Below are 13,234 nucleotides of genomic sequence, written 5' to 3'. Positions count from 1 at the left end.
AGGTCATAATGGATAAACCTATTGTAGAGAATGTCGATATAGCCCTCATCGGCGCTGGTATTATGAGCGCAACCCTCGCTACATTTCTCAAAGAGTTAGAGCCTTCGTTAACAATTTCTATTTTTGAAAGATTAAACGATTGTGCTCAGGAAAGCTCTCATCCTTGGAATAACGCAGGAACCGGCCATGCGGCAAACTGCGAAATGAACTATACGCCACCTAACCCTGATGGCACTGTAGATATAAGTAAAGCACTTGAGGTTAACACCGAATTCGATTTATCGCGCCAACTATGGTCATACCTTGTCACAAAAGGCAAAATAAAAAACCCTCGCGATTTTATTCACCCTTGCCCACATATGAGTTTCGTTTGGGGTGAAGACAATGTGAAATTTTTACAGCAACGCTTTCGCCAGATGTCCGCTCACCATTGCTACCATAATATGGAGTACAGTGATGACCCCAAGCAGATCGATGACTGGGCTCCATTATTAATGGAAGGGCGTGAAGGCGATGAAAAAATTGCGGTCACTCGTGTCGCGACAGGAGCCGATGTCGATTACGGCGCTCTCACCCACCTATTAATTGCACAACTTAGCGAACAAACAGGTTTTTCTCTTCACTATAAGCATGAAGTCATTGATGTTAAACAAACAAAAGATGGCCGCTGGAATGTAGAAGTAAAAAATTTAATTACTCATGAAAAACAAGTTACTTCGGCAAAATTTGTTTTTGTAGGAGCCGGTGGGCGTGCTATTGAATTATTACAGAAATCAGGCATCCCCGAAGGTAAAGGGTTTGGTGGTTTCCCTGTCAGTGGTATCTGGCTACGTTGTGATAACGAACAAATTGCAGGGCGCCATCATGCTAAAGTTTATGGGAAAGCGGATAAAGGCTCGCCACCAATGTCAGTACCTCATTTGGATACCCGTATAATTGGGGGTAAACGTTCATTATTATTCGGGCCCTATGCAGGCTTTTCTAGTAAGTTTTTAAAACATGGTTCTTATCTCGATTTATTTGAATCGGTTCATCTCAATAATATCGAACCCATGTTAGCGGTCGCCAAAGATAACTGGTCACTTGCTGAATATTTGGTGGGGCAAGTGCTACAAACTTCTGCTCACCAGTTTGCCATGTTGCAAAAATTCTACCCTGATGCTCAACATGAAGATTGGAAAGAAGTCGTTGCAGGGCAACGAGTGCAAATTATAAAACCAGATCACGATAAGAAAGGGGTTTTAGAATTCGGTACTGAACTAATTACCAGTGCAGATAAATCCTTCTCTGTATTAATGGGGGCTTCTCCGGGGGCGTCAACGGCTGCTTTTATTGCGATAAACGTACTAAAAACCTGTTTCGATGAGCAACTTAAAGCAGAGGGATGGGAAACACGCTTAAAACAAATTATTCCAACTTATGGGGTTGATTTAAAACAAGATGCAAAAGCCTGTTTAGATATCCGGGCAGCAACGGCTAAAGTACTGCAATTAGACAACTAGCACTCCGAATAGTTGGCACTTGAATGTTTAAGCGCCAACTATTGGTTTTAATTATCTAGAATAAAATAACACGAAAACCTGGGTTTAAAAATGATTCCCTTGGCGTGTAATCCAGTACTTTCCCATGCCAATCAACCACTTTCGCACCCGCACCAATAGCCACAGCATGACCTGCCGCAGTATCCCAAATATTGGTTGGCCCAAAGCGTGGATAAAGCTGCGCCTTGCCTTCTGCAACTAAACAAAACTTTAATGAGGAACCAATTTCCACCGTAGTGTGTTCGCCCATTTGGGTTAAATAATCCATCAGTTCGCTATCTTGATGGGAACGGCTGATCACAATGACAGGGGGTTTCATATCCTGAACATGAATACGCTGTTTATGACCACCTTCTTCTTTCCATGCTTGGCTCCCCTCTGCGTAATATAACAGCCCTTTCGCGGGGGCATACACAACCCCCATCACAGGCACTCCATTTTCAATCAATGCAATATTAACGGTAAAGTCCCCATTGCGATTGATAAATTCTTTTGTGCCATCAAGTGGGTCTATTAGCCAATAGCGTTGCCAATGTTGACGAACTGACCAGTCAACAAGGTCTTCTTCCGAAAGTTGTGGAATATCTGGAGCAATACGAGTGAGCCCTGCTGCAATGACTTTATGAGCTGCAATATCCGCTTCTGTTACAGGGGAATTATCACTTTTATGTTCAACCTGCAAAGGCTCTTGTGCATTGTAGGTTTCCATAATGGCATAGCCTGCTTCTTGAGCTAGTTCACAAATTTGTTGTAGCATTTTAATCACCTCTCAATCACCCTTTACAGCAAGATTAGCAAGCGTGAAAAGTTTACGCTATAAAAAAAGCCTCACCGTTGAACCAACAATGAGGCATTTATCTAAAAATTAAGCAAATTTACTTAAATTATAAGATTTCCAATAATTCTACTTCAAACACTAATGTGCTAAATGGAGGGATAGAAGCACCCGCACCGCGCTCACCATATGCTAATTGATGAGGGATATACAACTCCCATTTAGACCCTACAGGCATCAGTGTTAATGCCTCAATCCACCCAGGGATCACGCCACTCACTGGGAATTCTGCTGGCTGACCACGTTGAACTGAACTATCAAATACTGAGCCATCAATTAAACGACCCGTATAGTGAACACGAACACGGTCTGTGCGTGAAGGAATAGCACCATCACCTTGGTTAATTACTGAGAATTGCAAACCAGATTCAGTGGTTGAAACACCCTCACGTTTTTGGTTCTCATCAAGGAACTGTTGGCCTTCTTCTGCTAATGCAGCCTGACGTGCAACACGAACAGCATCGGCGCGTTCATGAACTTCACGCAGTGCTTTATGTAGTGTTTCAACAGGCACTGATGGCATATTGCCTTCTAAAGCATCAACAAGCCCTGCCAAAATCGCATTTGGCACTAAACCTTCTAAGCCTGACTCTAATAATTGCTGCCCAACTTGTAGACCAATGCCATAACTCGCTTGTGCTTCTACTGAATCGAAATTTTGGTTTGCCATGAAAACACCCATATGGTTTTGAGAAAAAAGCAAGGATAGCAGCCTGACACTTATGGGTAAACCCAAACAATCGATCTAAATAATAAAAGCAGCTGATTAGCGATAAATTAACTCAGTGTTCTCTGAAAAATCGAGTCAGGCCCTTAAAATACAATAAAATGGTGTTAATATCGTGGAAATATGAACAAATTTACTCATTGCCTCATCAAGGAGGAGTGATGTTTAAACTTTCAAAATTTCACCGCTATGGTATTGCTACTTTAGTTCTCATTGTCGTGGTAGCCCTACTTTGGCCCGCGGAAGATAAACCGTTAAACACAACTGCACAGAATCAACCTATTGTGGTCCCACCGCCAACCACACCTGATATTACACCTGACCCAGTCATCCCCTCTCCAACCCAAGAACCTGAAACCCAAGGAGAAAGCGCACCACAATCGTTACCCTCAGAGCCCGAAATAGTGCCTGAACCCATTGACCCTGCACCGGTTGATCCACCAACGGCAACCACGCAACCGCCAAGTGAAGAACCTAATACGGTGAGCCCATCAGCCAATAAATGGCAGAATTATCGCGTACAAAAAGGCAAAACACTCGCCCAACTATTTCGTGATAATAACCTGCAAGCCAATGATGCCTTTACCATGGCTCGCGTTGAAGGCGCAGAAAAGCCATTAAGTAATTTGCGCCAAGGGCAAAAAATTCGTTTGAAAGCAAATGCAAAAGGCGAAGTCCAACTATTGGAAATTACCGCATCTGATGGGAAAACTTATAGCTTTGCTAGGTTAAGTGACGGTGGCTATTACCGTACGCCATAGTAAATAACGATGGGCAGCTTAATTCACTGTCATTAAGCTGCCCGATAAGCGACATCCAACCACTATTTCCCTCTAACCTACCTGCTTTTGCTGTATAATTAAAGTTCTTTCAACCTAAAATATACACATTAACAAATTATTATGCTAAAAAATAAATGGGTTAAACTTTTTTTGGGGCTTTTTTTCCTATTGTTAGCCATCATTATTGGTTATATTTCTTGGATTAAACTCAATGCTAATGCACTCTGGAATATCATTAATAGCCAATGCATTCCCCAACAACAAACTCACTCAATCACTCCCCCTTGCCTAAAAGTCGATACGGAAAATCAGTATGTGTTATTTAAAGACAAAAAAGGGCCATTACATAACTTAGTTATCCCTACCAGTAAGGTTAAAGGGATTGAAGCAAAACAATTAATAACGGCAAATGTGCCTAACTATTTCGCTTTAGCTTGGCAAGAACGGGCCAGTTTATTACAACAATCAAAAAAAGAGATCCCTGATGATTTATTAGCTATTGCCGTTAATTCGCAATATGGGCGTTCACAAGACCAATTACATATTCACCTTGCCTGTTTAAAACAAGAAGTCCACCAGAAACTAAACCAATTTTCGTCAACGATAACAACAGACTGGGCTTTTCTACCAACTGAGCTCGTTGGCCATCATTACTTAGCAAAAAAACTTCAATCTGAATTTAACGATGCAAAAAATCCATTCAATCAACTGTATGATTATGTTGTGAAACATCACGACGAGATGGGAAATTATGGTTTAGCAATGGTACAGCTGAAAGATGGCTCAAAGGTGTTGCTAGCAAATCGGTTGGATATCACGGAGTTGAATTTAGGTTCAGCGGGGGAAATACTCGACTACCAATGTTTAGCAAATCAATAAAGTTTAGCGTTTAAATACATTAAAGCTAATTCCAATGAATTACTTAGAATATAGGTTATAGGGAAATAGATCCCCTAGAAAGCAAAAAACACCGGGCTATGCCGGTGTTTTTTATTGCACCACTGATAAATCAACGGTGCATACCATCATTTTTGATTACTCAGCAACGATGATAACGTTCAGCTCTGCGAAAACATCGCTGTGTAACTGGAAGTGAACTTCGTGGTCACCAGTAGTACGCAGAACGCCGTTTGGTAGGCGAACTTCGCTTTTCGCGATTGCAACGCCAGCTGCAGTAACTGCATCAGCGATATCACGAGTACCGATTGAACCGAACAGTTTACCTTCGTCACCAGCTTTAGAAGCTAAAGTTACAGAACCCAGCGCAGTAACTGCTGCTGCACGAGCCTGTGCTGCTGCTAGAACGTCAGCTAATTTAGCTTCCAGTTCAGCGCGGCGAGCTTCGAAGAATTCGATGTTTTTCTTAGTTGCAGGAACAGCTTTGCCCTGTGGAACTAAGAAGTTACGAGCATAGCCCGATTTAACGTTAACCTGATCACCTAGGCTACCTAGGTTAGCTACTTTATCAAGCAGAATAACTTGCATTACCTTATCCTCTTAAGTCGTTAATGGACTGTACCAATTACTGATGACGATCAGTATATGGTAACAGAGACAGGTAGCGAGCGCGCTTGATAGCACGAGCGAGCTGACGCTGATATTTTGCACGAGTACCGGTAATACGGCTTGGTACAATTTTACCACTTTCAGTGATGTAGTTTTTCAGCGTTGCGATATCTTTATAGTCGATCTCTTGAACGCCTTCCGCTGTGAAACGGCAGAACTTGCGACGACGGAAATAACGTGCCATATGGCTAGTCTCCAGAATCTATCAAATCAATCTGCTCGGCATGGAGGACTATCTTGCTAATTCCATTGCGCCCTTGATGAGTGCTAATGAAACCGCTTACTGTAATCCAACTGCCGACCGTTATACTGTGAGTATGGGCTTGTAAGGTTTGTCCGCTGGCGATAATGGGCATTCTGCACCATGCTTGCCTTGACAACCCCGCTTCCTGTTGCTTCGAACGATGTTCTAAAACAAACTGGCAGTGAGGAATGCCTGACGGACTCACTTTTCGAATCAATGCTTTACAGACTATGCCTGTGAGCACTAAACGATTGGTGGTCACCTGCGCAATTACTCTTCAGAATCCCCAGCTTCTTCAGCTTCTTCTTCCTGATATTCATCAGATAGGTCACGGCCACGACGTTCGTCTTTAGCTTTAACCATTGGAGAAGCTTCTGTTACTGCGTGTTTTAAGCGCATAACCATGCTGCGGATAACGGCATCGTTGAAGCGGAAGTTAGTTTCCAGCTCATCAATCGCTTCCTGTGGAGCTTCTACGTTCAGAAGAACATAGTGAGCTTTGTGCAGTTTGTTGATTGGGTAAGCCAGTTGACGACGGCCCCAGTCTTCCAGACGGTGGATCTGACCTTGTGCGTTAGTGATAACAGCACTGTAACGCTCGATCATGCCCGGAACCTGTTCGCTTTGGTCAGGATGGACCATAAAAACGATTTCGTAATGACGCATTAGTAGTTGCTCCTTACGGATTATTAGCCTCCTGTCTGGGTTAACCGCGGCCCGCGGAGGCAAGGAACTTATTGAGTGCGGCTAAAAAATTGACGCGTAACTATACCCATCCCTGAGATAAAACTCAAGTGATGGATGCAGTTATTACCATAATATTTATTTGCTAACACCCGCCAGACGTTGGCGAACGGCTTCAAACAAGCAAACCCCTGTTGCAACGGAGACATTCAGTGACGAAACTGAACCTGCCATCGGGATACTGATTAGCTCATCACAATGTTCCCGAGTTAAACGGCGCATACCTTCGCCCTCTGCTCCCATCACTAGAGCGATAGCCCCCGTTAGCTTGCTTTGATACAAGTTATGGTCAGCTTCTCCCGCTGTCCCCACAATCCAAACATTGTACTCTTGTAACAAGCGCAAGGTTCTTGCCAAATTTGTAACTCGGATAAGCGGTACATTTTCAGCCGCTCCACAAGCAACTTTTTTGGCTATTGCATTCAATTGAGCTGACTTATCTTTCGGAACAATAACTGCATGAACACCAGCCGCATCCGCACTACGCAAACAAGCGCCTAAGTTATGAGGGTCTGTCACGCCATCGAGTACCAATAAGAATGGCGACTCAGTATTGTCGAGTAAGTCAGGCAAGTCACCTTCTTGATACTGCTTACCCGGCAACACTTTCGCAATAATACCTTGGTGAACCGCCCCTTCAGTTTGCCCATCCATCCACTGACGATTGGCAACTTGGACGACAACACCTAAGGCTTCGATTTCACGCACGAGTGGCATTAATCGACGGTCTTCGCGGCCTTTCAGAATATACACTTCTTTAATGCGTTGCGGTGAACGCTCAAGTAAGGCTTTCACAGAGTGAATGCCATAAATCATTTCGCTCATAAATTTCTTATGTATTGATAAAAATGTAAAAGTGGCGCGTTTACGCCACTTTCGTTAATTAACAAAGTATTACAGCTAAGAAAAACCTATCCATCTTGTTTTGGTATTTTCTTTGCAACACGTTTTGCTTTTAATTTAGCCGTAATTTTCTTGGTTTTATCGGAAGGTTTTTTACTCTTTCCTTTACCTTTCACATCTGGCTTAGCATCACCTTTTTTGGCTTTTTTCTCAGAACGACGGAATGCAGAATCAGGCTCGAAGTTTTTCTCTTTGCTTGCATCCCCTTTTTTACGGGTTGAACGCGTCGCATTTTTGACATCTTTCTTCATTCTGTCCCGAGTCGTTTTACCAGGGTTTTTAGCCTTGCGAGTTGTTGAAATCAAAGCAAAATCAATTGTACGCTCATCCATGTGCACGGCTTCAACACGGATTTCCACTTCATCACCAAGACGATAGGTCGTACCCGATGACTCACCAATTAAACGTTGACCAATAGCATCGTAACGATAGTAATCGTTATCCAAGGTAGAAATATGCACTAAGCCATCAATAAATAAATCATTCAGACGAACAAAGAAACCAAAACCGGTCACGCTGGTAATTAACCCTGTGAAAACTTGACCAACTTGATCCTGCATAAAGTCACATTTCAGCCAGTCTGCGACGTCACGAGTTGCTTCATCAGCACGGCGCTCAGTCATTGAACAATGCTCACCTAATTGTAGCATACTGTCCATATCAGAATGCCAGCCACCCGTTTCAGTCCAACGCTTATCCGAATGACCGTGCTCTTTAGCCAGCAAATACTTGATACCACGGTGTAATGTTAAATCCGGGTATCGGCGTATTGGCGACGTAAAGTGGGCGTACGATTTTAAACCTAAACCAAAGTGACCGCGATTTTCTGGGTCATAAATAGCTTGTTTCATTGAACGCAGGATCATAGTTTGCAGCAATTCATGATCAGGGCGCTCTGCCACTTCATTCATGACCTGAGCATAGTCTTTTGGCTCAGGTTTCATTCCGCCGGGTAAAGTTAAACCTAATTCACTGAAAACAGAGCGTAAATTCATCACGCTCTCTTCTTTCGGGCGATCATGCACGCGATATAACGCGGGCTCTTCGTTTTTCTCAACAAACCGAGCTGCCGCAATATTAGCTAAAATCATGCACTCTTCAATCAATTTGTGTGCATCATTACGCTCAACCGGCTCGATACTTTCAATGCGGCGTTCAGCATTAAAAATAAATTTCGCTTCTTCAGATTCAAAAGAAATCGCACCACGCTCAATACGTGCGGAATCTAATGCTTTATATAGTTGGTGCAAATGCTCAATATGTGGCACAAGTGCTTTATAGTGTTCACGTAGCTCTTCATCACCTTCTAAGATTTTCCATACTTTTGTATAAGTTAACCTTGCATGAGAGCTCATAACAGCTTCATAAAATTTGTATGAAGACAGTTTTCCTGATGCAGACACCGTCATTTCGCACACCATACACAAGCGGTCAACACCTGGGTTTAATGAGCACAGACCATTTGATAGCACCTCAGGCAGCATAGGGACTACTTGAGATGGGAAGTATACCGAATTACCGCGGCTACGCGCTTCGGTGTCTAGAGCTGTCTGCGGACGAACATAGTAACTAACATCCGCAATTGCGACCCATAAGCGCCAACCTCCGCCTTTCTTCGGTGCACAATAAACGGCATCATCAAAGTCGCGGGCATCTTCACCATCAATTGTCACTAAAGGCAAGTCGCGTAAATCAACGCGCCCTTTTTTGGCTGACTCAGGGACATGTTCACTGAGGTCAGCAACTTGTTTTTCAACTTGAGGTGGCCAAGAATGTGGAATTTCATGGGTGCGTAATGCGATTTCAACCGCCATTCCGGTTCCCATCGTTTCACCCAGTACTTCAATAATATTACCGACAGCTTGAGAACGGCGTTGTGGACGAGTGACTAACTCAACAACTACAACATTCCCCATACGAGCGCCATTAATTTTGTCTTTAGGGACCAAAATATCAAAGCTAAGGCGGCTATCATCAGGTACAACAAACCCCATGCCTGACTCAATAAAATAACGGCCAACAATTTGGTTATTACGGGGTTCTAACACGCGGACAACACGGACTTCCGTGCGCCCTTTGCGATCTTGCCCATAAGGTTGAGCCAAAATGATATCGCCATGCAAGGCGCGTTTCATTTCATCTTGAGACAAATAATAGTCTTCTTTTTTACCATCAACGCGTAAGAAGCCATAACCATCACGGTGGCCGATTACCTTTCCTTTTAATAAATCTAGGCGTTCTGGCAACGCATAGCACTGGCGGCGTGTAAAGACCAGTTGACCATCACGCTCCATCGCCCTTAACCGGCGACGTAAAGCTTCTAGTTCATCTTCAGTTGATAAGTTCAATAATTGTGCGATTTCTTCGCGTTTGGCAGGAGCTGTACGTTTAGAGATAAGGTCAAGAATATATTCTCGACTTGGAATTGGTGACTCGTATTTTTCTGCTTCTCTTTCCTGAAAAGGATCTTGTGACATCGTTACCTCCGTTGTCATCAGAATTCATAACTACTGCGAATATTAATCAAGCAGTAATTGATAGAGCGGGCTGTTATCTTTTACCATGTCCGCCAGCGTATATTGATCAAGTTCTTGTAAAAACTGCTGTATTGCTTGGTGTAATACACCTTTCAAACGACACGCAGGTGTTATGTGGCAAAATTCACCACTACAATTAACAAGTGTTAGGGGCTCTAATGCCCTAACCACATCCCCTATACGAATAGATTCAGCTGGTTGCCCAAGTGTAATCCCGCCATTTTTACCTCGGGTGGCTTTTATATAACCTAGGTGACTGAGTTGATTAATAATTTTCACCATATGGTTACGAGATACACCATAAACTTCGGTGACCTCTGTAATACTGGTCATCTTCCCCTCACCGAGAGAAGCCAGATAAATCAGAGCTCGTAATCCATAGTCTGTAAAACTCGTTAGTTGCACAATCACCTCAAAATTTTGGCTTTAACGCATTTGGCCACAAAGCGATTAGTCTAAAAAAGCTTTTGGCCTAAAAAATGTGACTTACCTTAAAATGCATATTTTCTATTTTACTCCCAGAAACGTTACTTTCTGCATAAAATAGAGCACGTAAGTAAATTATATAGACTTAAATACAGTTTAGCGTATTACCCAAATCAAATATGCACTTAATTGCACAAAATACATACAGAAGATTCAATTTTATCAATCATTATGCGGATATTATGTGAAATTTGGAATGCTTTATCAAAGAAGATACATCACAAGGCAGGAAATGTGGATAAGGCAGTAAAAAAACAGCGCCTGTATTAGGCGCTGTCAGTGTTATTACTCAACGTCAAATGGGTCACGTAAGATCATTGTTTCTGAACGATCTGGACCGGTTGAAATAATATCAACTGGAATACCGGTTAAGTCTTCAACACGTTTAATGTAATTCAAAGCAGCTTGTGGCAGTAATTCTCTTTGTTTCACACCAAAAGTTGTTTCTTTCCAACCCGGCATTGATTCATAAACTGGCTCTAAACCATCCCACTCGTCTGCCGCCAAAGGCGTAGTTTCAAGTATTTGGCCATCTGGACGACGGTAACCGACACAAAGTTTAACTTCTTCTAAACCGTCTAACACGTCCAGTTTAGTCATACAGAAGCCTGACAATGAGTTGATCTGTACCGCACGGTTAATAGCAACGATATCTAACCAACCTGTACGACGTTTACGACCTGTAGTCGCACCAAATTCTTGGCCTTTCTCACGCAGGAAGTCACCCACTTCATCAAATAGTTCAGTTGGGAATGGACCAGCACCAACACGTGTAGAGTAAGCTTTAATGATACCCAGTACGTAGTTAACATAGCGCGGACCTAAGCCTGAACCTGTCGCAACACCACCAGCCGTTGTATTTGAAGACGTCACATAAGGGTAAGTACCGTGGTCGATATCCAGTAATGTACCTTGCGCACCTTCAAACATCACTAATTCATTCTTCTGATTGGCTTTATAGAGCAGATCAGAAACATCAATTACCATGCCAGTCAAGATGTCAGCAACAGCCATAATATCATCTAACGTTTTCTGGTAATCAACAGCAGGTTCTTTATAGTAATGAACCAGTTGGAAATTATGATATTCAACGATTTCTTTTAATTTTTCTGCAAACGTTGCTTTATCAAACAAATCACCAACACGTAAACCGCGACGTGCAACTTTATCTTCATAAGCAGGACCAATACCACGACCCGTTGTACCGATCGCTTTAGAACCGCGTGCTTTTTCGCGCGCATTATCTAATGCAATATGATAAGGCAGGATCAGTGGGCAGGCTTCAGAAAGACGTAAGCGTTCTCGAACAGGAACACCGCGGTCTTCCAATTCTTTCATTTCTTTCATTAATGCATCTGGCGCTAGAACTACACCATTAGCAATAATACTGATGACATTTTCACGAAGAATACCGGATGGAATTAAGTGGAGAACGGTTTTTTCACCGTTTACAACAAGAGTATGGCCAGCATTATGGCCGCCCTGATAGCGAACTACATATTTAGCACGCTCTGTCAGCAAGTCAACGATCTTGCCCTTCCCTTCGTCACCCCATTGGGTGCCCAGTACGACAACGTTCTTACCCATTTTGAAATACACTCGGTTGCTTAAAAATGAATTCTACCATCAAAAATGAACTGTTCCAGTGATATTTTGGCATTACAAAAATTTTTTTCTGGAAAGCAAGTAAAATGGTATTTTTATTTCTGCCGTAAACTCAAAGTGAATATCATCAGTTGAGCAGCTTAAATTTTCCCTGAAAAATCCTACACTTAAAACGACAGGCGAAAAAAAGCCCACCGAAGCGGGCTTTTCTTTAATAGCTTAACAGTTATTTTGCTAGGTTGCACGCAACTTAGCTTATTTATTAATCTGTCGCGCGAAGCTTAGTAGGTGCTTTCATAAAGCGGAAGAAATCGGTATCAGGACTCATTACCATCACGTCTTCACCACTCTTGAAGCTTTGCTCATAAGCACGCAAGCTACGAATAAATGCATAGAACTCTGGGTCTTGGTTGAATGCATCAGCAAACAGTTTCGTTGCCATTGCATCGCCTTCACCTCGATAAGTCAGAGCAGTACGTTCAGCTTCTGCTAGGGTTTCAGTTACAGTTTTATCTGCAACTGCACGAATTTTAGTCGCTTCTTCCTGGCCTTGTGAACGATGCTGACGAGCTACCGCTTCACGCTCTGCACGCATACGAGCATAGATAGCTTCAGAAACTTCATTTGGCAGTTCAATACGTTTAATACGTACGTCAACGACTTCAATACCTAATGCAGCCATACTATTTGCATTAACAACCAGTGGCTTCAGGTTAGTTTCTTCTTCTACACGTTTTGCTGCATCAGCAATCGCTGCATCCGCATCTTTCGTTGCTTCGTCTGTAGCAGAACCTTTATTCAGTGCATCACGGACATCAATAGTTAAACGACCACGAGAGTCTGTAATGATATCTTTAACGCTTAAACGACCAAACTCAGAACGTAAACGGTCACTAAACTTACGTTTTAATAGTGTTTCTGCTTGATATGGGTTACCGCCACCCGTCGCTACATAGTAACGGCTGAAATCAGTAACGCGCCATTTCAGGTATGAATCCACCATTAAATCTTTGTTTTCACTCGTCAAATAACGGTCAGCTTGAATTTCCAGCGTCTGAATACGTGCGTCTAACATTTTAACCGTTTCAATAAATGGCACTTTAAAATGTAGACCCGGCTCATAAATGATCGGCTTGTTTTCAGAGTCACGCAGAACCTTACCAAAACGCAAAACAATACCGCGATCCGTTTGAGGCACAATAAAGATAGATGCGTATGCAACTGCCAAAATGGCAATAACGATAACAATTAGCGATTTACGCAT

The 13,234-nt window shown here is 42.7% G+C and carries 14 protein-coding genes; 3 read left to right on the top strand and 11 right to left on the bottom strand.

The features are described from left to right. Window positions 1-8: 8 nt before the first annotated feature. Window positions 9-1,502, top strand: a complete 1,494-nt coding sequence (gene mqo, locus M1F14_RS04995) for a malate dehydrogenase (quinone) (RefSeq protein WP_042845787.1) — start codon at window positions 9-11, stop codon at window positions 1,500-1,502. A 55-nt stretch (window positions 1,503-1,557) separates the two neighbouring features. Here the strand turns inward: mqo and cysQ are convergent, their stop codons facing one another. Next, complete coding sequence (gene cysQ, locus M1F14_RS04990) at window positions 1,558-2,298, bottom strand: 3'(2'),5'-bisphosphate nucleotidase CysQ (RefSeq protein ID WP_042845789.1); 741 nt, start codon at window positions 2,296-2,298, stop codon at window positions 1,558-1,560. Between the two features lie 127 nt (window positions 2,299-2,425). Further along, on the bottom strand, window positions 2,426-3,046 hold the full coding sequence (locus M1F14_RS04985) for a peptidylprolyl isomerase (RefSeq protein ID WP_042845791.1): 621 nt from the start codon (window positions 3,044-3,046) through the stop codon (window positions 2,426-2,428). A 218-nt stretch (window positions 3,047-3,264) separates the two neighbouring features. On the opposite strand from M1F14_RS04985, the gene M1F14_RS04980 reads away from it, so the two are divergent. Together M1F14_RS04980 and M1F14_RS04975 are read left to right on the top strand one after the other, a co-directional pair. Beyond that, window positions 3,265-3,864: a LysM-like peptidoglycan-binding domain-containing protein gene (locus M1F14_RS04980; protein WP_042845792.1), complete on the top strand. Its 600-nt coding sequence runs from the start codon at window positions 3,265-3,267 to the stop codon at window positions 3,862-3,864. A 141-nt stretch (window positions 3,865-4,005) separates the two neighbouring features. Then, window positions 4,006-4,764 carry a CDP-diacylglycerol diphosphatase gene (locus tag M1F14_RS04975; protein ID WP_042845795.1) on the top strand — a complete coding sequence of 253 codons (759 nt, stop codon included), beginning with the start codon at window positions 4,006-4,008 and terminating at the stop codon, window positions 4,762-4,764. 156 nt (window positions 4,765-4,920) lie between these two features. Here the strand turns inward: M1F14_RS04975 and rplI are convergent, their stop codons facing one another. The 9 genes from rplI to hflC all read right to left on the bottom strand — a co-directional run bounded on the left by rplI (window position 4,921) and on the right by hflC (window position 13,234). Beyond that, complete coding sequence (gene rplI / locus M1F14_RS04970) at window positions 4,921-5,370, bottom strand: 50S ribosomal protein L9 (protein ID WP_042845797.1); 450 nt, start codon at window positions 5,368-5,370, stop codon at window positions 4,921-4,923. A 37-nt stretch (window positions 5,371-5,407) separates the two neighbouring features. Next, on the bottom strand, window positions 5,408-5,635 hold the full coding sequence (gene rpsR, locus M1F14_RS04965) for a 30S ribosomal protein S18 (RefSeq protein ID WP_000135199.1): 228 nt from the start codon (window positions 5,633-5,635) through the stop codon (window positions 5,408-5,410). Between the two features lie 4 nt (window positions 5,636-5,639). Continuing rightward, window positions 5,640-5,957 carry a primosomal replication protein N gene (priB, locus tag M1F14_RS04960; RefSeq protein ID WP_042845802.1) on the bottom strand — a complete coding sequence of 106 codons (318 nt, stop codon included), beginning with the start codon at window positions 5,955-5,957 and terminating at the stop codon, window positions 5,640-5,642. Between the two features lie 8 nt (window positions 5,958-5,965). Beyond that, window positions 5,966-6,361 (bottom strand): 30S ribosomal protein S6, encoded by a 396-nt coding sequence (rpsF, locus tag M1F14_RS04955; RefSeq protein ID WP_042845804.1) that lies wholly within the window; start codon window positions 6,359-6,361, stop codon window positions 5,966-5,968. A gap of 156 nt (window positions 6,362-6,517) precedes the next feature. Beyond that, the gene (gene rlmB, locus M1F14_RS04950) at window positions 6,518-7,264 is read right to left on the bottom strand and encodes a 23S rRNA (guanosine(2251)-2'-O)-methyltransferase RlmB (RefSeq protein ID WP_048605806.1); all 747 of its coding nucleotides are present in this window, start codon (window positions 7,262-7,264) and stop codon (window positions 6,518-6,520) included. Window positions 7,265-7,350: 86 nt separating this feature from the next. Further along, entirely contained in the window at window positions 7,351-9,819 is a 2,469-nt protein-coding gene (gene rnr / locus M1F14_RS04945; RefSeq protein ID WP_042845806.1) for a ribonuclease R, read from the bottom strand. Between the two features lie 42 nt (window positions 9,820-9,861). Beyond that, window positions 9,862-10,284, bottom strand: coding sequence for a nitric oxide-sensing transcriptional repressor NsrR (nsrR, locus tag M1F14_RS04940; RefSeq protein WP_004907407.1), 423 nt, complete (start codon window positions 10,282-10,284; stop codon window positions 9,862-9,864). A gap of 366 nt (window positions 10,285-10,650) precedes the next feature. After that, the gene (locus M1F14_RS04935; protein WP_042845810.1) at window positions 10,651-11,952 is read right to left on the bottom strand and encodes an adenylosuccinate synthase; all 1,302 of its coding nucleotides are present in this window, start codon (window positions 11,950-11,952) and stop codon (window positions 10,651-10,653) included. A 280-nt stretch (window positions 11,953-12,232) separates the two neighbouring features. Beyond that, window positions 12,233-13,234: a protease modulator HflC gene (gene hflC / locus M1F14_RS04930; protein ID WP_042845811.1), complete on the bottom strand. Its 1,002-nt coding sequence runs from the start codon at window positions 13,232-13,234 to the stop codon at window positions 12,233-12,235.

The sequence above is a fragment of the Providencia sp. PROV003 genome (genome assembly GCF_045040775.1).
GTDB classification, from domain to species: Bacteria; Pseudomonadota; Gammaproteobacteria; order Enterobacterales; family Enterobacteriaceae; genus Providencia; species Providencia huashanensis.
Note: the sequence above shows the minus strand (reverse complement) of the source record. Positions and strands in the feature narration are given on the sequence as shown.